Source organism: Enterococcus sp. AZ191 (assembly GCF_051713845.1).
GTDB classification, from domain to species: Bacteria; Bacillota; Bacilli; order Lactobacillales; family Enterococcaceae; genus Enterococcus_B; species Enterococcus_B durans.
This window is the reverse complement of the sequence record NZ_JBIOQS010000001.1, coordinates 1,187,175-1,211,646: the sequence shown is the minus strand read 5'-3', so window position 1 is coordinate 1,211,646 and position 24,472 is coordinate 1,187,175. Positions and strand designations below refer to the sequence as shown.

The window sequence follows — 24,472 nt, the reverse complement described above, 5'->3', positions numbered from 1 at the left end:
ATATAAGACTTCTCTTTTATACTTACGTATTTCATTTTTTTAAACGTCCCATCTGCTCTTTTACATAAAAAAAGAATGTTGCCCAAATCTAAAAATCAGTTTTGGTACGGATGCTCGAATAAACGGCGCCCAAAAGTCAAGTTTTTAGGAAATGTCAAAAAAACGAACAATACAAAATGCGTATTGTTCGTTTTTCTCTCCAATTTCTCAAACCAAAACGACTTTTGTCTCGTCCTCTTTTATGCTTAATCTTCTAAAGCTACATTATGGAAGACATGTTGCACATCTTCAAGATCTTCCAACGCATCGATCATTTTTTCAAATGTCTCTTGATCTTCTGGAGATAATGTTACTTCATTTTGGGGGATCATTTGGATTTCTGCAATTGAAAAATCAGAGATCCCTTTTTCTTTTAAGGCCTCTTGGATACCATGGAAATCTGCTACTTCACCGTAAACGATGATTTGGCCATCTTCTTCCATCACATCACGTACATCAATGTCTTTATCCATTAGGTATTCAAGGATTTCATCCGCGTCTTCACCCGCAAAACCAAAAATTGCTGTGTTGTCGAACATGTAGGAAACTGCCCCTGAAACACCCATGTTTCCGCCGTTTTTACCAAAAGCAGCACGTACGTCAGCTGCTGTACGGTTCACATTATTTGTCAATGTGTCGACAATGACCATTGAACCACTTGGGCCAAACCCTTCATAGCGTAGTTCAGAGTATGTTTCATCGCCTGCACCTTTGGCTTTTTCAATTGCACGATCGATGATATGTTTAGGTACGTTGTAAGTTTTAGCGCGTTCAATGACAAAACGTAGTTTTTGATTGGCATGAGGATCAGGGTCACCTGATTTTGCTGCCGCATAGATTTCGATCCCAAATTTTGCATAAACTCGGCTGTTATTTGCATCTTTAGCTGTTTTTTTCGCTACGATGTTTGCCCATTTACGTCCCATATTCTCACTTCGCTTTCTAGTTTAATCGTTCTTTTATCATTGTGTGTTACACAAAATGTCCTGTTCCATTATACTTGTGTTTTCTATTTCTGTGAAGTATTTTTTCTATTTCCTATTTTTTATTCATAGATATAGGGTCTTCTACCAAAATTTTGTTCCTGAACACCTGGCGCCAACTGGTAAATTTGATCACTCCGTATTAAAAGATGTGCAACCTGTGCTTCCTGTTTGCCTATTTTTGCAAACAGCGGGAGCGTTCGTTTTTCTTTCAAAAATACTCGTCCTTTTTTTGTCGAACCCAATATATTTAGATACAGATGTGCTTGTTGCCTTTTTATTTCTTCCGTTTTGATATTTAGCAGTGTATAACAAGCTAAACGTTGCAACCTCGTCCACGTATAGCGCTTCGTTTTGACCAAATCAATAAAATCAGCAAAAGTCGTCGCTTCTTTCGCCGCTTTTATAAGTCGCACTTCGATTCCCTCTGTCATTTGATAAATTGTTTGTAATTCTTCTGTTTCTGAAGACAATAGTCGATAACGGAGTAGTGCCCAATAGGTTTCCCACGTCTGCATCGAGACAGACTGAAAAATTTTGGCTGTTTCAATTGGTACATAATGATCGATTGCTCTTTTTTCGCTCAACGCTTTTCGAATGGCCGTCGCACTAGCAATTTGCTGTTCTGGTAGTTCTTGATCATGATATCCCGCATTCTTTCGAGCAATCGGTACTAACTGCATGGGTCGATCATAACAGGCGTTTTCTTTCGCATAACTCAAACCTAAAATATGATTGGGTGACGAAAAATCTAAATTCATTTCAGGGTAGAGTCGATTGAATACTTCTGTCATTTTTTGTGGATAGCTCATGGTTTGATCCACTAATTGCAAGAATGCTTGATCTATTCTCTTTTGGTTTTCCTGAACAAATGATCCGAATGCTTGATAATCAAACGATTGCTCTCCTTCTGTACCAAAGCATAAATAATCACAGCCAATCTTCTGTAATAATCGAACTGCACCCCTGGCAAAGTAATCTGCTGATTGAACTGACCATTCTATCGGGAGTTCGATCACTAGATCAATGCCATTGGCAAGAGCTGCATTCGCTCTCGCCCATTTATCTAAGATGGCTGGCTCTCCTCGCTGTAAAAAATTACCGCTCATGACTGCGATAACAATATCAGCACCTGTCTGTTTTCTCGCCATATCTGCATGATAGCGATGACCATTATGGAATGGATTGTACTCTACGATAATACCGCAAGCTTTCATCTTTCACCCACCTTGCTTAAAATAACTACAAATGATTAAACTCAAACCATTGTGTACCCGTATACTCCTAATCTACAAAAATCGAAAAGTAAGCCGAACCATCAGAAAACGATAAAGTCTTTCTGATTGTCCGACTTATTTAGTGAAACTCGGGGCTTCTTCTATGACTTCTATTCTTTATATGCAACAAAAAATAGTCTTTTTGTCTGTTCAGATGGTTGGTCATCCGTAAAATCAGCATACGCTTCTACTTTGGAAAAACCGCTGTTTTCTAGCATCCTCAAATAATTATCTAAAGAATATGTTTGCTCTTGGTGCAACTCATCCTCACGAATGAATGTGCCTGATCCTTGTGGATCTTCTACAAAAAATGTCAAGAAATGTTCGATACTGTGTTTTTCTTTTCCTGGGTAACTATCCCACAAGAAAGCAAATCGATCATTTTGATAATGGTAGCTATATTCTGGGAAAACTGTATCCACTTGGTAAATGGAATGGACATCAAATAAAAATCTTCCTTCGTCTTCTAAAGCTTGGTAGACTTCATCGAACACTTGTTGCACTTCCTGTTCATTCTTCATATAACACAGAGAGTCAGAAAAACAAGTAATAGCCTGATACTGGCCCATCTCAGATAAATCAAGCATGTTCCCTTCTACAAACTGGATAGAAGCTTCTTCTTCATAGGCTCGTTGACTAGCGATCATCAGCATTTCTTCCGATAGGTCCAAACCAGTCACTTGGTAACCATCTTTGGCAAATGCCACAGCTAAAGCGCCTGTTCCACAAGCTAACTCCAAAATATTTTGGGTATCCTTAGGTAAATGGCGTTTCGAAAAATCTAGCCATTGTTGATACAGCGTTTCATCCATTACTTCGTCATAAACAAAAGCAAATATTTCATAAGCCATATTAATCTAACCAGTCAGTTAGGTCGACTAATGGTGCATCAGACCACAATTTTTCTAAATTATAAAAACTTCTTTCAGGTGCATGGAAAACATGGACAATGACGTCTCCCAGATCGATCAAGATCCATTTTCCACCTTCTTTTCCTTCAACTCTTCTTACTTCGTAATTGCTTTCTTCTTCCTTATCAAGTATTTCTTCTGTAATGGCGTTGATTTGACGTTCGCTATTTGCAGAGCAGACCATGAAATAATCCGCTAATAGAGAAACTTCACGAACATCTAAGGCAATGATGTCTTCTGCTCGTTTTGAATCTGCTGCTTTGACAGCGATCTGTAATTGTTCTTTGCTATTGATAATAATTTCCTCCTAATAGAGCAGCTATTATTTTTGAGCCACCCAACGATTATATGTTTCAATTGTTTTGGGATAAATTTGTTGTTCTTGTTCAATGAGATGAGCCAATGTATGCTTGGTTTCAAACGCTACAGCTTCATCAAGATCGATCAAAGCAAGTTCACGTGCTTCTTTCACACCAGGAAATACACGACCGGGTTCAATGTAGTCAGCCACATAGATGATTTTATCCAGCAGAGACATTTTTGCCGCTCCCGTAGTATGAACACGTATGGCATGAAGGATTTCTTCATCTGTAATACCAAGTTCTCTTTCAACAAAAGAAGCTCCCACAACACCGTGCCAGATCGCATTGCCATAGTCCAGTAATGCTGTATCATAACCATCTCTTTTGATCACTAATATGAATTCATCATCTGGGCGTTCTTTTGCGTAATCGTGGGTCAGCGCAGCGATACTCGCTTTTTCAGGAGAACAGCCGTATTTTTCTGCCAATGCAATTGCCATTTCTTCTACACCCAGGACATGTTTGAACCGACGTTCACTCATTCTCATCTGGATTTTTTGCATCAATATCTCTCTTGAATAACCCGTGTATTCTTCACTATAGTTCATCTTGATATAACCCTTCTTTCTGGATATAGTCAATCACTTTATCAGGAACGAGATAACGAACAGAACAACCTTGTTGGATCTTTTGTCGTATCTTCGTTGAACTAATATCGATTTCAGGTACATCTACCCAGATGACAGGATATGGTGTCTCAGTCGTATAACCGGTACGCTGAATCCCGACAAAGTTTACCATTGTGACTAATTCATCGATTTTATACCATTTAGGTAAGTATTCTACCATGTCGCCACCGATAATAAAATAATAATCCGTTTCTGGATTGTTTTGAGTTAATGCCTTCATGGTATCATACGTATAGCTCTTACCTTTTCGAGTCAATTCGATCGTTTCTATTTTTAAAAAGGGATTATCAGCTATCGCAAGTTCAAGCATCTTTAAGCGATGGGAAGCATCGATGGTCTTTTTTTCATCCACATGTGGTGGTTGATAAGACGGCATCAAATAAACTTCATCCAAACCTAGATTTTTACCTGCTTGATCCGCCATAACTAAATGAGCAAGATGGACAGGGTTGAACGTTCCCCCAAGAATGCCTACTTGCTTTCGTTTCTCGAAAATTTGTGGCATTGCTTGAGGAAACACTTGGGAACGGACAAAAGATTTCGCTTGCGATTTCATTATCGTCACTCCTTAAATTGCTCTAACTTCTTTCGATATACGTTGATATTTTTCCTTGGAAGAAGGTTTATATAAAACAAGGACCCGACCGATGATCTGAACAACTTCACATCTTACTTCTTCTTCTAAAATTTTTGCCACATCCTCAGCAATCTCATCCGTATTTTGCAATAAGGAAACTTTGATCAACTCTCTTTTTTCAAGTGCTTCGGCAATCTGCACCATCATTGCTGAATTGATTCCACCTTTTCCTATTTGAAAAATTGGTTGTAAATGGTGGGCTTTACTACGTAAAAAACGTTTTTGTTTTCCTCTTAGACTCATATCGTTCCTTCTTCCTTAAATCAATGCTTTTCTTTTCATTACATTTACCCCTTTAGGCGCCCAACCCGCTACGACAGCAGGTTGCGTAACAGTGATCCAGCCTAAACCAGCAAATACGATATCCGTTTTCTCTTTGACAGAAAATTCAAAACGGACAAGTTCTGGAAATGCTGCTACTTCATCAGGGCGAGGCGGTTGCAATAAACCACCTACGTGTTTTTCATAGAATTCATCCGCTTTTTCCAATTTTGTTCGATGTAGATTCACATCATTCGACACATAAGCAATAAAAGAGCCACGTTCGCCGCTGATAAAATCAAATCTCGCTAATCCGCCTAAGAAAAGGGTCTGTCCTTCATTCAGTTGATAGCCTTTAGGTTTGATTTCCTTAGTTGGCGCAATGATCCTTAGATCTTTTTTTCCTAAATAATGAGCCATTTGATGGCGATGGATGATTCCTGGAGTATCAACCAAAAAGTGTCCATCATCCAAAGGAATCTCGATCTTATCTAAAGTAGTTCCGGGGAACTGAGAAGTCGTGATGACATCTTGGACACCTGCTGTATTTTTGATGATCTGATTGATCAACGTTGATTTTCCAACATTTGTCACACCAACGATATAGACATCTCGTCCTTCACGGTATTCTTCGATTTTTTCCAGCAACATTTCCATTTCATTCGCTTTTTTGGCACTAGTCAATAGGACCTCAACAGGACGTAAGCCAGCTTCAAATGCTCGTTCTTTCATCCATTGGATCATTTTTGGTTTTTTCAAAGATTTTGGTAAAATATCCACTTTGTTTCCAACTAATAATACTGGATTATTGCCCACAAAGCGATGCAGCCCTGGAATCAGTGAACCGTTAAAATCAAAAATATCGACTACATTGACGATCAATGCGTCTTTTTGTCCTAGTTCGTTCAATAATCGCAAGAAATCATCATCTGTTAAGGATACATCTTGGATCTCATTATAATGTCTCAAGCGAAAGCATCGTTGACAATAGACCTCGCCAGATACTAAGCCCTTTTCTAATGCCGCTTTTGGTGTATACCCTAACTCATTAGGATGTTCGGTTTGGATCACCGCTCCACAGCCGATACATTGTAGTTCTTCGTTCATTCAATTCCACCTCGCCAGCCCATATCAGGATTGTGTGCTAATAAATAGGCCATGATTTTACGTTCCCAAAAACGATTGAATCGTGTTTTCCAGCTATCCGTATCGATGATGGGCTTCACTAAAATACTACGGATTCCCGCTCGATTCGCCCCTCTGACATCTGTCATGATTTGGTCGCCGACCATCACTAATTCATCATCTGAAAGATTTAGTTTTTTCTTTGCATTGTTGATTCCTAGCGCGAGTGGTTTCATGGCTCTTGCCACATACATCAGTTCGAACTTATCAACAGCGCGTGCAACACGCTCCGAGTTGTTATTTGAAACTACAACAACTGGGATACCAGCATTTCTCATCTCTAAAATCCAATCGAGCAATTCTTCTGTGCCATCTGGATTATTCCAAGCAATCAATGTATTATCCAAATCAGTTAAAACAGCTTTGATCCCCAGTTTTTTTAATTGTGCAGGGGTAATTTTGTAGATGGCATCCACCATCCATGTTGGTTTATAATTTGAAAACATGTTGTCTCCTCATCTGCAAAAAATGAAGGAGCACGAAACGTACTCCTCAACACTATATTATACTGCAAATGTTAAAAAAAAACTACCTCTATACCTGAATCGTTTTGGAATAAATGTACCTAAAAGAAAAAACTACGAGCTGCTCTCCCTTTGACTAGAAGACCACTCGTAGCTATTTCTTTATCTTTATAAGACTTTGGATAAAAAGTCCGCTGTCCTAGGATTACTTGTATGTTCAAATACTTCAGTTGGTGTGCCTTCTTCTACTATGACACCGCCATCCATGAAAATGATCCGGTCTCCCACTTCTTTAGCAAAGCCCATTTCGTGAGTAACGATCACCATAGTCATGCCTTCTTTTGCTAGTTTTTGCATCACTTCTAGTACTTCACCAACCATTTCAGGATCAAGCGCAGAAGTCGGCTCATCAAAAAGCATCACACCTGGTTGCATGGCCAAAGCACGTGCGATGGCGATCCTTTGTTGCTGCCCACCTGATAAAGATTGTGGGTATGCATCAGCCTTATCAGAAAGCCCGACTTTTCCCAATAAGTCTTTGGCAATCTTTTCTGCTGCTTCTTTTGATAATTTTTTTACTTTTATTGGAGATAATGTGATATTCTGCAAGACTGTCATATTAGGGAAAAGATTGAATTGTTGAAAAACCATGCCCATTTTTTCTCTAGTCTTAAAAATATCATTTTTCTTATCGGTGATATCTGCTCCTTCAAATTCGATCTTGCCTGTAGTTGGTACTTCTAATAGATTGACACATCTCAGTAATGTGCTTTTCCCTGAGCCAGACGGTCCTAAAATCACGACAACTTCACCTGGAACGATTTCGGCAGATATGTCTTTCAATACCTCATTATCCCCAAATTTTTTATTTAAATGACTGATTTTGATCAATGCTTCACTCATTGTGCTTTACTCCTATCTCTGGTAGCCTTTACCAAGTTTTTTCTCCCATAAATTCAATAAACGAGAAGTAACGAACGTCATGACGAAGTAAACGGCCGCTGCTACGAAATAAGGCTCTAAAGGGATATATGAGTTTGAAATGACGATCTGTGCTGCGCCCATCAATTCATTGATCCCAATCGCAGTTAGCAAAGAGGAATCCTTGATCAATGTAATAAATTCATTCCCTAATGGCGGCAAGATGTTCCTCAATGCCTGTGGAAGAATCACATAACGCATCGTCTGTGCTGGACGTAGTCCTAAAGAATAAGATGCTTCTGTCTGTCCGTAATTGATAGCCATGATACCTCCACGAATGATTTCAGCAACGTATGCTCCAGAGTTCAAAGACAATACGATCATCCCCGGAAGTAATCTTCCTAGATCTACAGTCAGCACGCCTAGTTCTACACTTTTTGAAGGAAAGAAACCTTGTAGTAGCAGAAAACCGATCATGATTTGTAAAAGCATCGGTGTGCCCCGTAATACTTCAATGTAAATATTAGCTATCCAATTCAATGGTTTGTTTTTTGATAGTTTCATCAAAGCCATAACTAAACCAATCAGTGTTCCTAGGACAACTGTGACAATCGAAATAATGATCGTGATTCCCGTACCAGAAACAAAGTACGGGAGATATTTATCTAAAAATGAAAAGTTCACGTTTTATACCCTCTATTCTGTAGCTGTTTTTTCAGCTAGTTCATTGTTCTTTTTAATAAATTCTTCGACTTTTCCTTCATCGTTCAACTTTTTGATGATGGTATTCAATTCTTTTTGCAAGTCACTGCTGCCTTTTGGTAATACAATCGCAAATGCTTCATCAGCAGATGGTTTAAGCGTAATATCAGCAATTGTCAAATCAGGATTTTGAGCGATATATGATTCCGCAATCGTCTTTTCTACAACCATCGCATCTAATGATCCTTGGTTCACTTCCACTACCATATTTGGCACTTTATCGATCGTTACTAGTTTAGAACCCTCAATCTGTGTCTTTACAACATCTTCTTGGATCGAACCTTTTTGGGCACCGACATTTTTGTCTTTCAATGCATCAGTACTTGTGTAAGTATCTTTATTCTTTTTGTTGATGACAATAACTTGTGGTGGATTGTAGTAATTATCCGTAAAGTCAAACTGTTCTTTTCTTTCATCAGTAGCAGAGATGGCAGAAATCGCAATATCCGATTTACCTTCTTTCAATGAAGCAAGTACAGTATTGAAACTCATATCAGAAACTTCAGCTTTGACTCCTAATTCCTTAGCGATCTCATTGACTAGATCGATATCAGAACCAACGATTTTATCTTTTCCATCCACCATTGTATGGAATTCAAATGGTGCGTAATCGGCAGATGTCGCAACTTTCAAGACACCGCTTTTTTTGATCGCTGCTAATTGATTGTCTGATTTATCAGAAGAGCTAGAAGAAGAACCCCCGCTACTTCCACATGCTCCTAAAGCAAATAAAGCTAAAGCTGTAACAATGATACCTGTGATTTTTTTCATTTTATTTCCTCCTAATACAAAACTTTCTATTCAGTGAAGTTATTATAGCATGAAAATTTCAAAAAAAGCACTTTTTTGTATATTTATTAAATAAAAATGCAGAATATGGTTTTTAAAATGAATGTATACGCCTATTGTTGCATAAACAAACAAATGCAGATGAAACCGATAACAAAAGATTAGCTATCAGAAAAAGCAGGTCAGAAAAATACATTTAAAATAACGAAATTAATTAAAATTAAAAATGTTGTAATACTATACAAATTAATCATATTCTAAACTAAATCTAATACAATATAATCATCACTCATCAAAAACTAATTTAATTGCGATGAAAAAGCGATCAAAACAGCAAGGAATCAGAATAAACTGAATTAAAAAATGATAGTGATAATCCAATTATCGGGGGTGGATCAAATAAAATAACAATAACTTTATTTTTATCTATGAAAAGGCTTCATCAGAACAAACTATACTATAAAAAAGGAGCATTTATATGAAGACAATCAATTTACTAGGAGTAACAGCTATTTTGGCATCAACTATTTTAGCAACTACACCCGTGAGCGCTATAGATCAAAATTTAGAGGGAACAGCTTCTTCCCAAGAAATTACTCAGACAACCCCAGTATTTTCTTCTGTTCGAGCACGGACACTCGCTGAATTTAGAGGATTTTCTCATAAGCTATCTCACTTAATGTATTTGAATCAAGAAATTAGTTGGCCAGAATATGTAGGTATGAATGGTCAACATGATCCTGCGGTGAATCTTAGCGAAAAGGTAACTATAAATGATGATATAACTGCTTCAAAAACAGAATATGCTGTACTAGATAGCCAAATTTTCGTTAATAACGACAATCATATCCAAAATCAGGACATCCCCGCATTTCAGTATACCGCAGATAATACGGTTACCACAATAAGCTCAAAAGTGGCTGGAATTCCAAAAGTAGTAGAGGGAGAGATTACCGTTCCTTTCAGTACTGGAAAAATGAACGTTAAAGCTGAGTTTGATTACTCATCTATAGATCCACAGACTGTTAATACTCAACTAACATTTCATACAGCGGAAGATTCAATTGAGTTAGCCCCTAATCAAATTTACTTAGTTGAATGGGGAATCAAACGGGAAGCATTTACTGGGAGTGCTGAATTAGATTATAATGCTTATGGAGCTGTGCCCTACAAATACGTTCAGTCTATATCAGGTGTAGAGGGGTTGCCTGTGGATCAAGCAATAAAAGAGTATGATAGATTAATCACACGTTTCCCTGATGCAACTGACGAGTCTTATCTTGATGGAATGGACCTTAGTCGTTATGCACCTTTCACTTCCAACATTCGTAACCAATATAAAATCCAAACAAACTCTCAGTTGGATCGCAACCTGGGTAAAGCAACTTATACTGTACGTCAAGCAACAGAATTAGTAAGAAATACTTACAATATTACGGGTAGAAGTGCTGCAGACAAGGGTGAGCCAATTGAAACAAAAACATTTTCTATTGATGAATTAGCAAAATAATCAAAACAAATAAAAAAGCATGTACGTTCTCTTTAACAAAAAGAGAACGTACATGTTTTTTCATTGATTTATCCATTAAAATTTTCGGAAACGTTGGTAACGTCTTTCCACCAATTCTTCTACGGAAGTTTGGCATAGTTCAGTTAGTTTTTCAATCAATGCTTTTTGCATCATTCGACTAACTTTTTCTTTGCTTAATGGTTCACCATTGAAGGTTTCAGGGATCACACGATCGATCACCTCTAGATCAAACAGTTCGGTAGCAGCGACTTTCATCAACTCAGCTGCTTCAGCTGCCAGACTCCCATCTTTCCACAGAATAGAAGCAAATCCTTCAGGAGACAAAACAGCATAGATCGTTTGTTCCAACATCCAGACTTCATCTGCTAGTCCAAGCGCTAACGCACCGCCGCTACCTCCTTCACCAATGATAATAGCAATGATTGGTACTTTTAGATCCGACATCTCTAGTAAATTCCGTGCAATTGCTTCACCTTCACCACGTTCTTCCGCACCGATCCCACAATAAGCCCCGGCTGTATTGATTAATGTAATCACTGGTCTTTTGAACTTCTCTGCTTGTTTCATTAAACGTAAAGCTTTACGATATCCTTCCGGATGAGGAGAGCCAAAATTTCTACGGATGTTTTCTTGTAGATCTCGCCCTTTTTGGATGCCGATCACTGTCACAGGTTTTCCATCTAATTTAGCCACACCTCCGACAACTGCTTCATCATCCCCAAATAAGCGATCGCCGTGAAATTCGCGAAACCCTTCAAAAATATTTTCAAAAAAATCCAGACTTGTCCAACGATCTCTTTCGCGTGCCAGTTGAACAATTTCATATGCTGTTCTATCCATGATTTATCCAACCTTTCTGCGTATGCAATTCAAGCAACCCATATATCGTTTTCTTCAGTTCTTTTCTCGGAACGATTTCATCCACGAAGCCGTGTGCCAGTAAAAATTCAGCTTTTTGAAAATCATCCGGAAGTTCTTGTTTGATCGTCTGCTCGATCACACGTCTTCCCGCAAAACCAATCAAACTTTGTGGTTCCGCTATGATGACATCGCCTTCCATCGCAAAACTGGCTGTTACACCACCAGTAGTTGGATCAGTCAGCACAGTCAAGTAAAACAAGCCAGCGTTACTGTGGCGTTTCACCGCTGCAGATATTTTTGCCATCTGCATCAAAGAAAAAATACCTTCTTGCATTCTGGCTCCCCCTGAAGCTGTAAATAAAACAACTGGTAACTGTTCTTTTTCTGCTCGTTCAAATAGCCGTGTGATTTTTTCACCGACCACTGTGCCCATGCTTCCCATGATAAAATTGGAGTCCATAACACCGACAGCAAAACTTAGCCCGTTGATCGTTGCCTTACCTGTAAGTACCGCCTCATGTAGACCAGTCTTTTCTTGCATTTTCTGGATTTTTTCTTGATACCCTGGAAAGTCTAATGGATCTTTCGTAACCAGTTCCGTATCCCATTCCTCTAAGCTTTTCTCATCAATGATCAATGCGAGTCTTTGCCATACACTGATGCGAAAATTATAGTCGCAATGAGGACAGATTTTTTCCTCGCCTATATCTTTTGTATAGATGATATGCTTGCAATTTGGACATTTCGCCCACATATTGTCTGGAATAGACGGCGCATTCGTTGGCTTTTCTTCTCTATTGGGATTGATTCGAATGTATTTTTTCTTCTTGAATAAAGCCATCTACTCGTCTCCTATCTCCGTTTCGGGTGACCAATTCGGTAAAAATTCTTCTTGTAAAAAGGCAGTGCTGTAGTCACCGGCGATGACCGCTGGATGACTGATCAGATCCATCTGAAATTCGGCATTTGTAATGACGCCATCTGTCACGATTTCGCTGAGCGCACGTTGCATCTTCATCAGTGCTTCAAAGCGTGTATCGCCATGAACGATCACTTTTGCGATCATTGAATCATAATAAGGAGGGATCGTGTAACCGGAATACACAGCACTATCGACACGAAGCCCCATTCCTCCTGCTGGTAATAACAGATTGTGGATCGTACCAGGGGAAGGCGCAAAATGAAACGCCGGATTTTCAGCATTGATCCGACATTCAATCGCATGACCAGAGAAAATCACCTCATTTTGCGTGATTTCTAATGGCAACCCAGAAGCAATCTCGATCTGTTTTTTTACTAGATCAATATTAGTGACCATTTCTGTTACAGGATGTTCAACTTGGATCCTTGTATTCATTTCCATGAAATAAAATTCTCCAGATTCATCCATCAAGAATTCAATCGTTCCTGCATTTTCGTAGTTCACTGCTTTAGCTGCACGTACTGCAGCTGCTCCTAAACTGTCTCTCTTACTTTGAGAAATAGCGACAGATGGAGATTCTTCTAACACTTTTTGATTGTTTCGTTGCAAAGAACAATCCCTTTCACCTAAATGTAGGACATTCCCGTAATGATCCCCTAATATTTGTACTTCGATATGTCTTGCTGGATAAATGATTTTTTCTAGATACATCTCATCATTTCCAAAAGCCGCTGCCGCTTCTTGTTGGGCCGAAGAAAAATGCTGTGGTAATTCTTCTTTAGATAAAACTTTTCGGATCCCTTTTCCACCACCGCCAGCTGCTGCTTTTAGCATGACAGGATATCCAATCTTATCTGCAATCTCTAATGCTTCTTCCACCGTTGATACTACGCCGTCACTGCCGGGAATCACGGGAACATTTGCCTCTTGCATTAGATGACGTGCATTGATTTTATTTCCCATTGCATCGATCGTGGCACTTTTAGGTCCTATAAACGCAATATTGCATTCCTCACACATCGAAGCAAACCGACTATTTTCTGACAAAAACCCGAACCCAGGATGGATTGCTTCTGCTTTTGTCACGATGGCAGCACTTAAGACTTCTTGCACATTCAAATATGAATCAGTCGCTTTAGCTGGTCCTATGCAGATGGCCTCATCTGCAAGTTGCGTATGAAGCGCATCAGCATCTGCCTGTGAGTACACAGCAACAGTTTGAACCCCAAGCTCACGACAAGCACGGATAATTCGTACGGCAATTTCGCCACGATTCGCTATCAAAACTTTTGAAAACATAACTCACCTATCCAATCATAAAGGTTAATTCAGCTTCAGCAACTTTTTTGCCATCCACTTTTGCGATTCCTTTTCCGATACCTGCAGAAGATTTGATTTTAATGATTTCAACTTCAAGGTATAATGTATCTCCTGGTGTTACTTTACGGCGAAATTTTGCTTTATCTAAGCCGCCAAAGTAAGCCGTTTTTCCTTTAAACTGTTCTAAAGACAATAGAGCAACTGCTCCAGCTTGTGCCATCGCTTCTACGATCAAAACCCCTGGCATAACAGGTTCTTCCGGAAAATGTCCTTGAAAAAATGGTTCGTTGATCGTCACATTTTTTTTGGCAACGATCCGCTCTCCTTCAATCATTTCCTCTACTCGATCAATCAGTAACATCGGATAACGATGCGGAATAATTTCTTTGATTTCTTGAATGTTCATATTGTCCCTCTTTCCTGATTTACTTAGTTTGGTTGAATTCTGAAGAGTGGTTGCCCATATTCTACGATTGCTTCATTCTCTACAAGGATCTCAACGATCTGACCATCCACTTCACTAGTGATCTCATTCATCAGTTTCATCGCTTCAATGATACAAATCACTTCACCTTTTGTTACTTTATCACCCACTGATTTGAATTGTGGTTTATCTGGTGCAGGTTGTAAATAAACGATCCCAACGATTGGAGAGTTTACTTCAATACCATCAAATGATTCAGTCGCTGTTTGCGTAGTTTCTTTAGAAACTTCAGATCTAGTCGAAGATGGAACAACCGGTTCAGCCATCACATCGTTGGGAACTTCCACTGTTGACGTAGGAGATGACACTCCGCGACTTGATTCATTTTTATTCATGTATAATTCGAATTGTCCTTCTCGAAGATCAAATTCTGTAAGAGAAGATCCGTCAAATTGGCTGACTAATTCTTTGATTTCATTGATATTCAACATTATTCCTCCCAACGTTTCATACACAAGACTGCGTTGTGCCCACCAAAACCTAAAGAATTGCTCATCGCATAAGTCAGTTCTGCAGGTTTGCTTTCATTGATCACAACATTCAAGTCGATTTCTGGATCTTGTTTTTGAACATTGATATTTGGTGGAATAAATTGGTGTTCAAGGGCCATCAAGGTTGCTAACGCTTCAATTCCTCCAGCAGCACCTAATAGATGTCCTGTCATGGATTTTGTGCTACTGACATAAGTTTCTTTAAAACTATCTCCCAAAGCAATGTGAATCGCTTTTGCCTCTGCCTGATCATTCGCAGGTGTACTTGTACCGTGTGCATTTATATAGCCAACTTCTTCTGGAGTGATACCTGCTTCTGCCATCGCTAACTTCATTGCTTTTGAAGCACCAGAGCCATCAGGTGTTGGAGCTGTCATATGGTACGCATCACAATTTGAACCATACCCTACGATTTCTCCGTAGATTTTAGCCCCACGAGCTTGTGCATGTTCCAAAGATTCGATAACTAACACACCAGCACCTTCACCCATAACAAAGCCATTTCGTTCTTCATCAAATGGAATAGAACCACGAGTCGGATCTGTGGAACGAGATAAAGCAGTCAATGCTGCGAATCCAGCAATCCCCATTTCACAAATCGATGCTTCCGTTCCACCTGCTAAGATGACATCAGAATATCCATGTTTGATGTTGCGGAAAGCTTCTCCAATCGCATTGGTTCCACTTGCGCATGCTGTTACGATGGCTGTACAGATACCTTTTGCACCTACACGCAAGGCAATATTACCGGCTGCCATGTTGGCAATAGACATCGGCACAAACATTGGTGATACTCGTTGAGGTCCCTTATCGTGCATTCGGATGACTTGGTTTTCGATCGTTGGTAAGCCACCGATCCCTGATCCAACAATGACTCCGAAACGATCTTGGTCGATTTCATCTTTATTTAACCCGCTCATCCCCATTGCTTCTAAGGCTGCATAGATACCATAAATCGAGAACATATCCATACGTTTGCTATCTTTTTTTACAAAATATTTATCATAAGGAAAATCTTTTACCTCTCCTGCTAAAGTGATGCCTGTTTCCGTGGCATCAAATTTTGTAATGGGTGCAATCCCGTTTGTTCCTTTTTGCAAACTTTCTAAAAAGCTCTCGGCATCATTACCGATTGGTGAAGTGACACCATAACCAGTGATTACTACTCGATTCATTGATTTATTTCCTCCTTGTTTATCCGTGCATGACCAATCCACCATCGACATTGATGACTTGTCCAGTAATGTATGGACTCTGCGCCAAAAATATTGCTGTATTTGCGACATCTTCGACCTGTCCAAAACGTTGCATTGGGATCTGTTTTTCTACTTGTTCTTTGACTTTTTCCGATAATACTTCTGTCATATCTGTAGCGATAAATCCAGGAGCAATTGCGTTACAAGTAATACCCCTAGTTGCCACTTCTCGAGCAACAGACTTTGTGAAACCAACTACGCCAGCTTTGCTTGCTGCATAATTTGATTGACCGACATTGCCGATCAATCCTGAAACACTTGATAAGTTGATGATTGCACCAACTCGTTTTTTCATCATTTTCTTTAAAACGTGCTGAGTCATATTAAATGTTCCTGTCAAATTGATATCTAAACATTTTTTGAAATCTTCTGCCGTCATTCGCATCACTAGTTTGTCATTTGTGATTCCGGCATTATTGATCAATATGTCAACAGAACCTAATTTCGTCTCTGCTTCAGTGATCATCATTCCAGCTTTTTCATAATCTGAGATGTCTCCAGAAATACCAATGCACTCTACTCCTAACGCTTTGATCTCTGAGATTTTCTCTTCTGGGATCTCTCCTCGTCCATTAAGGATGATATTTGCCCCTTTTTTTGCAAAAGCGATAGCTACTGCTGCTCCGATTCCTCTAGTACTACCTGTGATAAACACATTTTTTCCTGTTAGCTCCATGATATACCTCCGATACTTGTCATTGTTTCCTCAAAAGTTGCTTGATTCTCGACTCGTAGAACTGGGATCGATTTGTCGATTTTTTTCATAAATCCACTAAGTACTTTTCCAGGGCCAACTTCAATGACCCGTTCGATCCCCTGATCTTTCAACCGATGGATACCTTCATAAAAACGAACCGGCTTCATCACTTGCTGTTCAAGTAAAGTCGGTATGCGGTCCTTTGTCATTACTTCGGTTGTTGTATTACTGATAACTGGGATTTTTGGTTCATCGAACGCAATATTCTTTAACTCTGCTGCTAATTTCTCTGAAGCAGGTGCTAAAATAGCAGTATGGAAAGGTCCACTGACATTCAACGGGATCATTCGTTTGATTCCTTGTTCTTGCAGTAAAGCAACTGCTTGATCCACAGCCTGTTCTTCTCCACCGATCACGATTTGTTGTGGTGTATTGTAATTTGCTGGTGAGACGATACCTAGTTCTTGTGCTTTTTCACAGCATTTTTCAATGACTTCGATAGGTGCATTCATCACAGCAACCATCTTGCCACTACCAGCAGGAGCTGCTTCTGTCATATAGGCACCTCTTTTTGCTACTAATGCAACGGCTTCAGCAAATGCTAATGCCTCACTTGCAACTAACGCAGAATATTCTCCTAGACTAAGTCCCAAAGCTGCTTGCGGAAAAATCCCATGTTTCTTCAATAAGCGCTGATAAGCGATGCTGACAGTTAGAATTGCCGGTTGTGTGTACATCGTTTGATTCAACTTTTCATTTTCTGAAAAGCATAATTCCGCCATGTCATAGCTTAAAATCTCGCTTGCTTCATCAAATGTTTTTTTTACGATTGGCTCATGATAGAGGTCTTGCCCCATCCCTTGATATTGAGCGCCTTGTCCGCTAAATAAAAATGCTGTTTTCATTTATTTTCTCCATTAGTTTTAGGATTAGTGATGCGACTATTTAGTAAAAAAGACCAAGACATCCTATAAAAGGAAATGTCCCAGCCCCCAACCTAATCTTAATGATTATGCAGTTTGATTTTCAACATAAGTTACTAAATCTTGAACGGTTTTGATGCCGTCTTCTGTTTCGATCTTCACATTAAATTCATCTTCGATCTCGTTAATGATTTGGAATAAATCCAAGCTATCTGCTTCTAAGTCTTCTTGGATATTTGTTGTTAATTTGATTTCTTCAGTTTCTTTTCCTAATTCTTCAGCAATGATTTCTTGAATTTTTTCGAATACCATAATCTATATTCCTCCGATATTGTTTACAATTTTTTATGTTTTATCAGTTTACAGCTCCATGAGGATGCTTCCCCAAGTTAAACCTCCACCGTAACCTGTAAATACTACTTTTTGTTTTTTTCCTAAAGTGATTTTTCCACTAGTTACCGCTTCATCTAATAGGATTGGAATACTTGCAGCAGAGGTATTGCCGTATTTGTCCATATTTGTCAGAAATTTTTCTTGCGGTATTTTTACTTTTCGTGCAACCTTTTCAATGATCCTAAGATTTGCTTGATGCAAAAGCAGATAATCAACTGGCTCATCTTTGATGATTTCTTTAATGTTTTTCGCAACGTCTCTGACAGCAAAATCAAAGATATCTCTTCCCACCATCTTTAAATAGAAAGAACCTTCTGAATCTTCTGTATAAATCGGCGAAGCATTGTGATGATAGCCTGCAGTAAGTGAAGCCCCCCGCGTACCATCAGCAGCTAAGTGTTCAGACAATAATTTTTGCTCGTTTCTAGCTTCAAACAACACACCACCTGCACCATCTCCAAACAAAACAGCGGTTGTACGGTCAGACCAATCAATCAATTTTGATAATGTCTCACCACCAATGACAATGCCTTTTTTTGAACCACATCGAATCAGCTTTTCCGCTAGACTCAATGCGTAAACAAATCCAGAGCAAGCTGCACTGATATCAAATGCGACAGCTTTCATTGCACCGATCTTCCCCTGTACCTGAACAGCGACAGAGGGTGTCGCATAATCCGGCGACATGGTTGCAACAATGATAAAATCAAGTTCGCTCGCAGCGGTATTTCTTTTTTTCAGTAATTTTTCTGCTACCAAATAGCATAGATCAGAAGTTTCTTGATCTGTAACACAACGTCTTTGCCTAATACCCGTTCGAGATGCGATCCATTCATCTGATGTATCCATCATTTTAGAAAGATCCTCATTGGTAATGATTTTTTCGGGAAGGACACTAGCGGTTGCTGTGATCGTTCCAAATTGTTCCATTAAAAATCCTCACTTGTAATCTCGCAAAAAATCATGCAAGTTTTTCAACGCAGCCAGTAAAGTATGTTGTTCTTCCGTAGCCATACCATCCAAAATATTCTCGACCATTTCTCGATGAAAATGTTGGTGGACACGATACAAAAGTTTCCCTTTTTTCGTCAGCCCAAGTTTTACAACGCGGCGGTCATCGTCACTTCGGATGCGTTCAACATAGCCTTTTTTTACTAACTTATTGATAGCAGTGGTCAAGGTCCCAACAGTAATCGACAGTTCTTTGGCTACTTCTGAAGTCGTTTTTTTCTTATACATCCCGATTGCCTCGATCGTATGCATTTCTGTGATCGACAAGTCTTTAAACTGAGATTTTTTCAACTCAGATTCTTCGATTGTCAAGATGTCATTGAACACACTAACGAGATAATCATTCACTGTTTTTAAATCTGGTTCCATGTTCCACCATCCACTAATTAGTTTGATTATCAAATCATTTGATGTTCAAACTATATCTTAACTTTTTTCAAAATGCAACCTTAAAAACCATTTTTTTTATTTTATGATATTTTTTTAATCTAATACTAATTTGGGAAAACTGATAAAACAGCATTTGCGATTGATATTATTAAATAGATATACAAATAAAATTAATTTGATTATCAAAGTATTTTTTATAAATTTCTTTATATTTAGATTTAAAAGTTGTTGCTATAGCTGAAATTTGCTATAGTAGCTTTGGAAAAAAAGGAGATACGCCCTTGAAAGAAAAAGTAAAACAACTGCCGTTATTACCTGGTGTTTATTTAATGAAAAATAAAGAAGGTTCCGTTATCTATGTTGGAAAAGCAAAAAAATTAAAAGAACGCGTAAGTACGTACTTTCACAAAAACCAGCAACATTCAAAAAAAGTCCGTCGTCTGATCCATCATATCGATGATTTTGATTTTGTCGTGGTAGACACAGAATTAGATGCTCTATTATTGGAGTGTCAACTGATTCAGTATTACCGCCCCTTTTACAACCGACAAATGAATTATTTCAGTAATTATAATTATTTACATATTTCGGACGAAGGCTTCAGTCTTTCGGATGTGCCACTTACTCACACTTATGGGCCTTTTCGATTATATAAGAAAATGCCGATCATTTTAAGGATCATTGAAGAAACCTATCAAATGCCTTGGCTTTCCGAAATCAGTCGTTTAGCTTTGCAAACCCAACTTCCAGAGGTTGCACAGCTTTCTTATCTGCAAAAGAAAAAAGAGATCCAAGGACTGCTTCAAGCAAGAAATAAAAAACTATTGACTTACCAAAAACTTAGACAAGACCACTTTATCCAACAGTTGAATTTTGAAAAAGCGGCAGTGCTCCAACGCGAGATCGAATTGACCTCTTATTTTATCCAAAAGATAAAAGAGCAGAAAAAATTTTTGCGGACGCCTGAAATATCTTTCAGCTTACCTCTAGCAATAGATGACACTAGGCGAAAACACTACTTGATCTGTTACGGACAGCTTGCAGATACAGTGATTACCAAAGCAGATGAGACTCCTCACTTTTATTATGAAAAAGGCGAAAAGAAACTGGCATTAAAGCGTCAATTATCAAAAGACGAAATCGACCCTGTGCTTATCTTGATGAGTTACTATAGAAGAATTCAGAGAAAAACGAGTCTAGAGTCAAAAAAATAGAGAAGAATTCCTAAAATGAATGGTTAGGAATCTTCTCTTTTTTTATCTCTTACTATTCTGATCGAACTCTAGCAAACAAAGCACAGATCAGTGCTTGAAGAGAAATACTTTGTATTGATTCGTCTAAAAGATAAGCAGAGGCCAACTACTTGTCCTCAAGCAAACTCTTATTGAATCAAGTCATAAATCTCCATTGCTACGATATCGATATTGTCAAATTCATATTGTTGATGTGAATCTGTTTCAGTTAATTCAAATGTTTCAGTCGCTTTATCATAAGTTACTGTACATTTTTCAGCGCCCTCTTTTTCAAAACGACGGACTTGCAGTTCATTATCTGCTGATTCGACCATAGCCTCCAGTCGTTTAATGATTGCAACCAATTGTGAATGTGCCATCGGAGGTCCTCCTTTTCTTATTTCTGTTATATTGTATCAAAAGCATGGCCGACTTGCATTGATTTTCTCTAAAAAATCGAGTTTTTTAAGATTTTTTTTCTGGTATCTTTCCATCAGGCCACCAAAGTTTAATCAAAGCCTGCGTCCCATCATTTTCAAAACCTTGATCAGCTAACTGTTCGTATAATTTCAGCGCTTGGTCCGTCGCTGGCAATGTTAAAGAAAGTTTCTTTGCTTCATCCAAAGCAATTTTTAAATCTTTGATAAAATGTTTGACAAAGAAACCAGGTGTATAATCGTTTTTCAGGATGCGAGGAGAATAGTTACTTAATGACCAATTGGCTGCGCTGCCCCCTTCAAGTGTTTCAATGACTTTTTCTAGATCAAGACCGGCTTTTTCCGCATAAACCAACATTTCCGTCATACCTGTCATTGTGCCTGCGATCATGATCTGATTTGCCATTTTAGTATGTTGCCCTTTACCTGCTGACCCATGAAGCGTGAAGGTCGTTCCAAAGACTTGAAATAGTGGCAAAATTTTATCATATACCTCTTTTTCTCCACCGACCATGATCGTTAATGTCGCATTTTTAGCACCTAGATCTCCACCAGATACTGGAGCATCTAGCGCAGCTGCTCCTTTTTTTTTGGCAGTTTTTGCAATTTTTTCTGCTAAAGTCGGTGTACTTGTTGTCAAATCGACTAAGACACGTTTCGTTACATCAGTAGCAAAAATGCCAGTATCCCCATAGTAGATTTCTTCTACATCTTGAGGATAGCCTACCATCGAAAAGATGACTTCACTAGTAGCAGCTACATCTCTTGGCGTGCCTGCCCAAACGGCTCCCTCTTTTACAAGCTGATCTGCTTTTGCTTTTGTTCGATTATAGACAGTCAACTCATGCCCAGCTTCTAGCAGATGACGCACGATTGCACTCCCCATTACTCCGGTACCAATAAATCCAATTTTCATCTCTTTACCTCCTAAAAATCAAAAATCCTTGTCTCTATGCTAGTATACGCCAGAAACAAGGATTTTTTTAGAGTAAACGCCTGATTTTTATCGTTTAAACGAATTTAATTTTATTTTTATTCTTTCGATTGATGCTTCTTCTTCTTTTCTTTGTAATTCATTTGCATGATAGACGATCATATCTTCATAAAATTCAATCATCGCTTCACCAAAGTGCGTAGAAGAAATCTCATATAATTTCGATGCCAATACTTGTGGATCATGGGGTACTTCGCTTTTAATATAATCAATAAGTGCTGGTGCGAAATCCTGATCCGTTTCAAAGGTTCTACCCAAAGAAGGATGGTCAAACAAGCGATTCAAATAGGCATTTCCTTCCACAACGCAGGGCGTTCCAGCAGCCATAGCTTCTGTATAGGTTAGTCCTTGTGTTTCTGAAGTTGATGCACTCACAAAGAAATCCGCCGCTTTATAGTATAAAGCAACATCATCATTTGCCACTTCTCCAGTAAATTGAACATATTCACTCAAACCAAGCGTAGTAATCAATTCCTGTAGCTCTTCCAGATAAGGTCCTTTGCCAACGATCACCATGCGTGCATTAGGATATGCTTTGATTATTTGTGGCAAGCCATAAACTAACGCTTGAATGTTTTTTTCATAGGAAATCCGACTCAACGAGAGGATCATTAGTTGGTCCTTTTCGATGTACAAGGATTGCCTTAATTTTTCGATGTCTTTATTCGTGATATCGACACGCTTAAATTTTTCAATATCGATCCCCGTTGGAATCACACGTAATGGTGTCACGACACCATAGCCTCTTAACGTGTCGATTACCCGCTCACTTGGACAAACAACGCCTGTTGTATGATTAGCGAACAACCGTGAAAGATACTTCACATGGGACTGGCGAAGCACTTTACCTTTTGCGATATAGTGCAAGTAGTCCTCATACATTGTGTGGTACGTATGGATCAAAGGAATTTTTAATTTCTTGGCGACCATTTTCCCAAGTATTCCAGCACCAAACTCTGTATGTGTATGGATCAGTTCCAATTCTAATTCTTTAGCTACCAAATAGGCATACCACATTCCTCTCACTACTACACGACGATCCTTAAATGAAACAAACGGCACGCTTGGCATCCTGATCACATCTTTTTCTAATTTATCAGCATTTGGATCAGTCGTTGTAAAAATATATACCTCATGTCCATTTTTTTCTAGCTCTTCTTTTAAGGTTTTTATTGAGGTCGCAACTCCGCTTACCTGCGGAAAATAGGTATCGGTAAAAAAGCCAATTTTCATGTTTTTTCGCCTCCAAACTACCCTGTTTTTATTTTAGATCAATGTTATTCATCAAGTACTTGCAGATAAACATTTCGAAGTTGCTCACCAATTTTTTCGATACTGCGCTCTTGGGCTGTCTGATACCCGGCTTCTACCAAACTAGGAACTTCTTCTTCCATGATACTTTTGATCATCTCGCAAAATTCATCATTCGTATTTCCCATATAACAATTTTTTCTGTCTTCTAACCAACCATTATACACCGGAATGTCCCGTACGAGAACATTTTGTTTGCTTGCTAGTGCTTCTAAAACGACGATACCTTCAGTTTCTTCATAAGAAGGAAAGAAAAATAAATCTGCACCGGAATAAGCTCCTTCAATAATCTCCCCGCTGATGTATCCAGGAAAAATCACATTGTCAGGATGATCCTCCTTGACAATTTTTCGAATATTTTTAGGGATCGAATACATGGGCACATGTCCAAACCAGATGAATGTATATTCTGGCATTTTTTTAGCAATATCGACAAAATCAATGATGCCTTTACGGGCAAAGAAAAGCCCGACACAAATGATCACTTTTTGATTTTCAGAAAGCTGAAAATGTTCACGGAATTTTAATTCCTTGATTGGATCAGGACGATATTTTTCTAAATCGATTCCATTTGAAATTGCTTGAATCGGTACAGTAAGTCCATAGCCTTCCAATAATTGCTTTGAATAAGGAGTGGGCGTAATCAAGTAATCCGCTTTACTGTATAGTCCCACTAAGTATTTTTTGACTAGGGGCGACAATTGATTTGAGCCAATAAACGAGTTACGGAAATCTTCTTCCGTCGAGTGTGCATGATAAACGATTTTTTTCCCATCTCTTCTCGCCTGATTAACCATGTTATGACTATTGATACCATATGTATTGATGTGCAAAATATCATAGTCTTCCTTATTATCTAATGTATACGAAACTCCTACATCTTTTAGAGCACGTTTTTGATGGTCAAGTGCACGTCCGATACCAGATTTTGCCAGCATTTTTTCACTTTCAAAATATAATAATACCTTCAATTTACGTCCTCCTTCACTTATATAGTAT

General features: G+C 38.7%; 29 protein-coding genes. 2 read left to right on the top strand and 27 right to left on the bottom strand.

Annotated features, from left to right (window positions below):
- Positions 1-245 precede the first annotated feature (245 nt).
- The 12 genes from IGI47_RS05845 to IGI47_RS05790 all read right to left on the bottom strand — a co-directional run bounded on the left by IGI47_RS05845 (position 246) and on the right by IGI47_RS05790 (position 9,202).
- Entirely contained in the window at positions 246-965 is a 720-nt protein-coding gene (locus IGI47_RS05845; protein WP_005877837.1) for a YebC/PmpR family DNA-binding transcriptional regulator, read from the bottom strand.
- Between the two features lie 119 nt (positions 966-1,084).
- Positions 1,085-2,239: a nucleotidyltransferase gene (locus IGI47_RS05840; protein ID WP_311931114.1), complete on the bottom strand. Its 1,155-nt coding sequence runs from the start codon at positions 2,237-2,239 to the stop codon at positions 1,085-1,087.
- 170 nt (positions 2,240-2,409) lie between these two features.
- Positions 2,410-3,150 carry a class I SAM-dependent DNA methyltransferase gene (locus IGI47_RS05835; RefSeq protein WP_438783613.1) on the bottom strand — a complete coding sequence of 247 codons (741 nt, stop codon included), beginning with the start codon at positions 3,148-3,150 and terminating at the stop codon, positions 2,410-2,412.
- 1 nt (position 3,151) lies between these two features.
- A complete protein-coding gene (gene rsfS / locus IGI47_RS05830; RefSeq protein ID WP_438784452.1) occupies positions 3,152-3,511 on the bottom strand; it encodes a ribosome silencing factor in 360 nt (119 codons plus the stop codon).
- 21 nt (positions 3,512-3,532) lie between these two features.
- On the bottom strand, positions 3,533-4,120 hold the full coding sequence (yqeK, locus tag IGI47_RS05825) for a bis(5'-nucleosyl)-tetraphosphatase (symmetrical) YqeK (RefSeq protein ID WP_005877814.1): 588 nt from the start codon (positions 4,118-4,120) through the stop codon (positions 3,533-3,535).
- Complete coding sequence (locus IGI47_RS05820) at positions 4,110-4,760, bottom strand: nicotinate-nucleotide adenylyltransferase (RefSeq protein ID WP_025479907.1); 651 nt, start codon at positions 4,758-4,760, stop codon at positions 4,110-4,112. Before IGI47_RS05820 ends, yqeK begins: the two co-directional genes overlap by 11 nt.
- Positions 4,761-4,769: 9 nt before the next feature.
- Entirely contained in the window at positions 4,770-5,081 is a 312-nt protein-coding gene (gene yhbY / locus IGI47_RS05815) for a ribosome assembly RNA-binding protein YhbY (RefSeq protein WP_053108905.1), read from the bottom strand.
- Between the two features lie 15 nt (positions 5,082-5,096).
- Entirely contained in the window at positions 5,097-6,206 is a 1,110-nt protein-coding gene (gene yqeH / locus IGI47_RS05810) for a ribosome biogenesis GTPase YqeH (RefSeq protein ID WP_438783611.1), read from the bottom strand.
- A complete protein-coding gene (locus IGI47_RS05805; RefSeq protein ID WP_081134733.1) occupies positions 6,203-6,730 on the bottom strand; it encodes a YqeG family HAD IIIA-type phosphatase in 528 nt (175 codons plus the stop codon). Before IGI47_RS05805 ends, yqeH begins: the two co-directional genes overlap by 4 nt.
- Positions 6,731-6,916: 186 nt before the next feature.
- Positions 6,917-7,651: an amino acid ABC transporter ATP-binding protein gene (locus IGI47_RS05800; RefSeq protein ID WP_438783610.1), complete on the bottom strand. Its 735-nt coding sequence runs from the start codon at positions 7,649-7,651 to the stop codon at positions 6,917-6,919.
- Between the two features lie 12 nt (positions 7,652-7,663).
- Complete coding sequence (locus IGI47_RS05795) at positions 7,664-8,353, bottom strand: amino acid ABC transporter permease (protein WP_311931119.1); 690 nt, start codon at positions 8,351-8,353, stop codon at positions 7,664-7,666.
- Between the two features lie 12 nt (positions 8,354-8,365).
- On the bottom strand, positions 8,366-9,202 hold the full coding sequence (locus IGI47_RS05790) for a transporter substrate-binding domain-containing protein (protein WP_438783608.1): 837 nt from the start codon (positions 9,200-9,202) through the stop codon (positions 8,366-8,368).
- 496 nt (positions 9,203-9,698) lie between these two features.
- Between IGI47_RS05790 and IGI47_RS05785 the strand changes: the two genes are divergently transcribed.
- On the top strand, positions 9,699-10,730 hold the full coding sequence (locus tag IGI47_RS05785) for an ETX/MTX2 family pore-forming toxin (protein WP_438783607.1): 1,032 nt from the start codon (positions 9,699-9,701) through the stop codon (positions 10,728-10,730).
- A gap of 75 nt (positions 10,731-10,805) precedes the next feature.
- On the opposite strand, the gene IGI47_RS05780 is transcribed toward IGI47_RS05785, so the two are convergent.
- The 11 genes from IGI47_RS05780 to fabT form a co-directional block, all read right to left on the bottom strand.
- On the bottom strand, positions 10,806-11,591 hold the full coding sequence (locus IGI47_RS05780; RefSeq protein WP_438783606.1) for an acetyl-CoA carboxylase carboxyl transferase subunit alpha: 786 nt from the start codon (positions 11,589-11,591) through the stop codon (positions 10,806-10,808).
- A complete protein-coding gene (gene accD / locus IGI47_RS05775; RefSeq protein WP_438783605.1) occupies positions 11,584-12,453 on the bottom strand; it encodes an acetyl-CoA carboxylase, carboxyltransferase subunit beta in 870 nt (289 codons plus the stop codon). Before accD ends, IGI47_RS05780 begins: the two co-directional genes overlap by 8 nt.
- Entirely contained in the window at positions 12,454-13,833 is a 1,380-nt protein-coding gene (locus IGI47_RS05770) for an acetyl-CoA carboxylase biotin carboxylase subunit (RefSeq protein WP_438783604.1), read from the bottom strand.
- A 7-nt stretch (positions 13,834-13,840) separates the two neighbouring features.
- Positions 13,841-14,260, bottom strand: a complete 420-nt coding sequence (gene fabZ, locus IGI47_RS05765; protein WP_311931126.1) for a 3-hydroxyacyl-ACP dehydratase FabZ — start codon at positions 14,258-14,260, stop codon at positions 13,841-13,843.
- Positions 14,261-14,283: 23 nt separating this feature from the next.
- On the bottom strand, positions 14,284-14,766 hold the full coding sequence (gene accB / locus IGI47_RS05760) for an acetyl-CoA carboxylase biotin carboxyl carrier protein (RefSeq protein WP_438783603.1): 483 nt from the start codon (positions 14,764-14,766) through the stop codon (positions 14,284-14,286).
- Positions 14,767-14,768: 2 nt separating this feature from the next.
- Entirely contained in the window at positions 14,769-16,004 is a 1,236-nt protein-coding gene (fabF, locus tag IGI47_RS05755; RefSeq protein ID WP_311931129.1) for a beta-ketoacyl-ACP synthase II, read from the bottom strand.
- A 19-nt stretch (positions 16,005-16,023) separates the two neighbouring features.
- Positions 16,024-16,761 (bottom strand): 3-oxoacyl-[acyl-carrier-protein] reductase, encoded by a 738-nt coding sequence (gene fabG / locus IGI47_RS05750; protein ID WP_311931130.1) that lies wholly within the window; start codon positions 16,759-16,761, stop codon positions 16,024-16,026.
- Positions 16,752-17,687 (bottom strand): ACP S-malonyltransferase, encoded by a 936-nt coding sequence (fabD, locus tag IGI47_RS05745; RefSeq protein ID WP_438783602.1) that lies wholly within the window; start codon positions 17,685-17,687, stop codon positions 16,752-16,754. Before fabD ends, fabG begins: the two co-directional genes overlap by 10 nt.
- Before the next feature lie 105 nt (positions 17,688-17,792).
- On the bottom strand, positions 17,793-18,017 hold the full coding sequence (locus IGI47_RS05740; RefSeq protein ID WP_438783601.1) for an acyl carrier protein: 225 nt from the start codon (positions 18,015-18,017) through the stop codon (positions 17,793-17,795).
- Between the two features lie 48 nt (positions 18,018-18,065).
- The gene (locus tag IGI47_RS05735) at positions 18,066-19,028 is read right to left on the bottom strand and encodes a beta-ketoacyl-ACP synthase III (RefSeq protein WP_438783600.1); all 963 of its coding nucleotides are present in this window, start codon (positions 19,026-19,028) and stop codon (positions 18,066-18,068) included.
- Between the two features lie 9 nt (positions 19,029-19,037).
- The gene (gene fabT, locus IGI47_RS05730) at positions 19,038-19,478 is read right to left on the bottom strand and encodes a fatty acid biosynthesis transcriptional regulator FabT (RefSeq protein ID WP_438783599.1); all 441 of its coding nucleotides are present in this window, start codon (positions 19,476-19,478) and stop codon (positions 19,038-19,040) included.
- A gap of 350 nt (positions 19,479-19,828) precedes the next feature.
- On the opposite strand from fabT, the gene IGI47_RS05725 reads away from it, so the two are divergent.
- Positions 19,829-20,713: a GIY-YIG nuclease family protein gene (locus IGI47_RS05725; RefSeq protein ID WP_438784451.1), complete on the top strand. Its 885-nt coding sequence runs from the start codon at positions 19,829-19,831 to the stop codon at positions 20,711-20,713.
- A gap of 167 nt (positions 20,714-20,880) precedes the next feature.
- Here IGI47_RS05725 and IGI47_RS05720 read toward each other — a convergent pair whose 3' ends face one another.
- The 4 genes from IGI47_RS05720 to IGI47_RS05705 all read right to left on the bottom strand — a co-directional run bounded on the left by IGI47_RS05720 (position 20,881) and on the right by IGI47_RS05705 (position 24,444).
- Positions 20,881-21,111, bottom strand: coding sequence for a YkuJ family protein (locus IGI47_RS05720; RefSeq protein ID WP_005876296.1), 231 nt, complete (start codon positions 21,109-21,111; stop codon positions 20,881-20,883).
- An 85-nt stretch (positions 21,112-21,196) separates the two neighbouring features.
- Positions 21,197-22,084: an NAD(P)-dependent oxidoreductase gene (locus IGI47_RS05715; RefSeq protein ID WP_438783597.1), complete on the bottom strand. Its 888-nt coding sequence runs from the start codon at positions 22,082-22,084 to the stop codon at positions 21,197-21,199.
- A gap of 87 nt (positions 22,085-22,171) precedes the next feature.
- A complete protein-coding gene (locus tag IGI47_RS05710) occupies positions 22,172-23,395 on the bottom strand; it encodes a glycosyltransferase family 4 protein (protein ID WP_438783596.1) in 1,224 nt (407 codons plus the stop codon).
- Between the two features lie 44 nt (positions 23,396-23,439).
- Complete coding sequence (locus IGI47_RS05705; protein WP_005876302.1) at positions 23,440-24,444, bottom strand: glycosyltransferase family 4 protein; 1,005 nt, start codon at positions 24,442-24,444, stop codon at positions 23,440-23,442.
- Positions 24,445-24,472 lie beyond the last annotated feature (28 nt).

What these genes read in the sequence shown, in the direction of transcription:
- IGI47_RS05845 (WP_005877837.1), bottom strand. Translation starts at nt 965, where the DNA reads ATGGGACGTAAATGGGCAAACATCGTAGCGAAAAAAACAGCTAAAGAT.
- IGI47_RS05840 (WP_311931114.1), bottom strand. Translation starts at nt 2,239, where the DNA reads ATGAAAGCTTGCGGTATTATCGTAGAGTACAATCCATTCCATAATGGT.
- IGI47_RS05835 (WP_438783613.1), bottom strand. Translation starts at nt 3,150, where the DNA reads ATGGCTTATGAAATATTTGCTTTTGTTTATGACGAAGTAATGGATGAA.
- yqeK (WP_005877814.1), bottom strand. Translation starts at nt 4,120, where the DNA reads ATGAACTATAGTGAAGAATACACGGGTTATTCAAGAGAGATATTGATG.
- yhbY (WP_053108905.1), bottom strand. Translation starts at nt 5,081, where the DNA reads ATGAGTCTAAGAGGAAAACAAAAACGTTTTTTACGTAGTAAAGCCCAC.
- yqeH (WP_438783611.1), bottom strand. Translation starts at nt 6,206, where the DNA reads ATGAACGAAGAACTACAATGTATCGGCTGTGGAGCGGTGATCCAAACC.
- IGI47_RS05805 (WP_081134733.1), bottom strand. Translation starts at nt 6,730, where the DNA reads ATGTTTTCAAATTATAAACCAACATGGATGGTGGATGCCATCTACAAA.
- IGI47_RS05800 (WP_438783610.1), bottom strand. Translation starts at nt 7,651, where the DNA reads ATGAGTGAAGCATTGATCAAAATCAGTCATTTAAATAAAAAATTTGGG.
- IGI47_RS05790 (WP_438783608.1), bottom strand. Translation starts at nt 9,202, where the DNA reads ATGAAAAAAATCACAGGTATCATTGTTACAGCTTTAGCTTTATTTGCT.
- IGI47_RS05785 (WP_438783607.1), top strand. Translation starts at nt 9,699, where the DNA reads ATGAAGACAATCAATTTACTAGGAGTAACAGCTATTTTGGCATCAACT.
- IGI47_RS05780 (WP_438783606.1), bottom strand. Translation starts at nt 11,591, where the DNA reads ATGGATAGAACAGCATATGAAATTGTTCAACTGGCACGCGAAAGAGAT.
- accD (WP_438783605.1), bottom strand. Translation starts at nt 12,453, where the DNA reads ATGGCTTTATTCAAGAAGAAAAAATACATTCGAATCAATCCCAATAGA.
- IGI47_RS05770 (WP_438783604.1), bottom strand. Translation starts at nt 13,833, where the DNA reads ATGTTTTCAAAAGTTTTGATAGCGAATCGTGGCGAAATTGCCGTACGA.
- fabZ (WP_311931126.1), bottom strand. Translation starts at nt 14,260, where the DNA reads ATGAACATTCAAGAAATCAAAGAAATTATTCCGCATCGTTATCCGATG.
- fabF (WP_311931129.1), bottom strand. Translation starts at nt 16,004, where the DNA reads ATGAATCGAGTAGTAATCACTGGTTATGGTGTCACTTCACCAATCGGT.
- fabG (WP_311931130.1), bottom strand. Translation starts at nt 16,761, where the DNA reads ATGGAGCTAACAGGAAAAAATGTGTTTATCACAGGTAGTACTAGAGGA.
- fabD (WP_438783602.1), bottom strand. Translation starts at nt 17,687, where the DNA reads ATGAAAACAGCATTTTTATTTAGCGGACAAGGCGCTCAATATCAAGGG.
- IGI47_RS05740 (WP_438783601.1), bottom strand. Translation starts at nt 18,017, where the DNA reads ATGGTATTCGAAAAAATTCAAGAAATCATTGCTGAAGAATTAGGAAAA.
- IGI47_RS05735 (WP_438783600.1), bottom strand. Translation starts at nt 19,028, where the DNA reads ATGGAACAATTTGGAACGATCACAGCAACCGCTAGTGTCCTTCCCGAA.
- fabT (WP_438783599.1), bottom strand. Translation starts at nt 19,478, where the DNA reads ATGGAACCAGATTTAAAAACAGTGAATGATTATCTCGTTAGTGTGTTC.
- IGI47_RS05725 (WP_438784451.1), top strand. Translation starts at nt 19,829, where the DNA reads ATGAAAAATAAAGAAGGTTCCGTTATCTATGTTGGAAAAGCAAAAAAA.
- IGI47_RS05720 (WP_005876296.1), bottom strand. Translation starts at nt 21,111, where the DNA reads ATGGCACATTCACAATTGGTTGCAATCATTAAACGACTGGAGGCTATG.
- IGI47_RS05715 (WP_438783597.1), bottom strand. Translation starts at nt 22,084, where the DNA reads ATGAAAATTGGATTTATTGGTACCGGAGTAATGGGGAGTGCAATCGTG.
- IGI47_RS05710 (WP_438783596.1), bottom strand. Translation starts at nt 23,395, where the DNA reads ATGAAAATTGGCTTTTTTACCGATACCTATTTTCCGCAGGTAAGCGGA.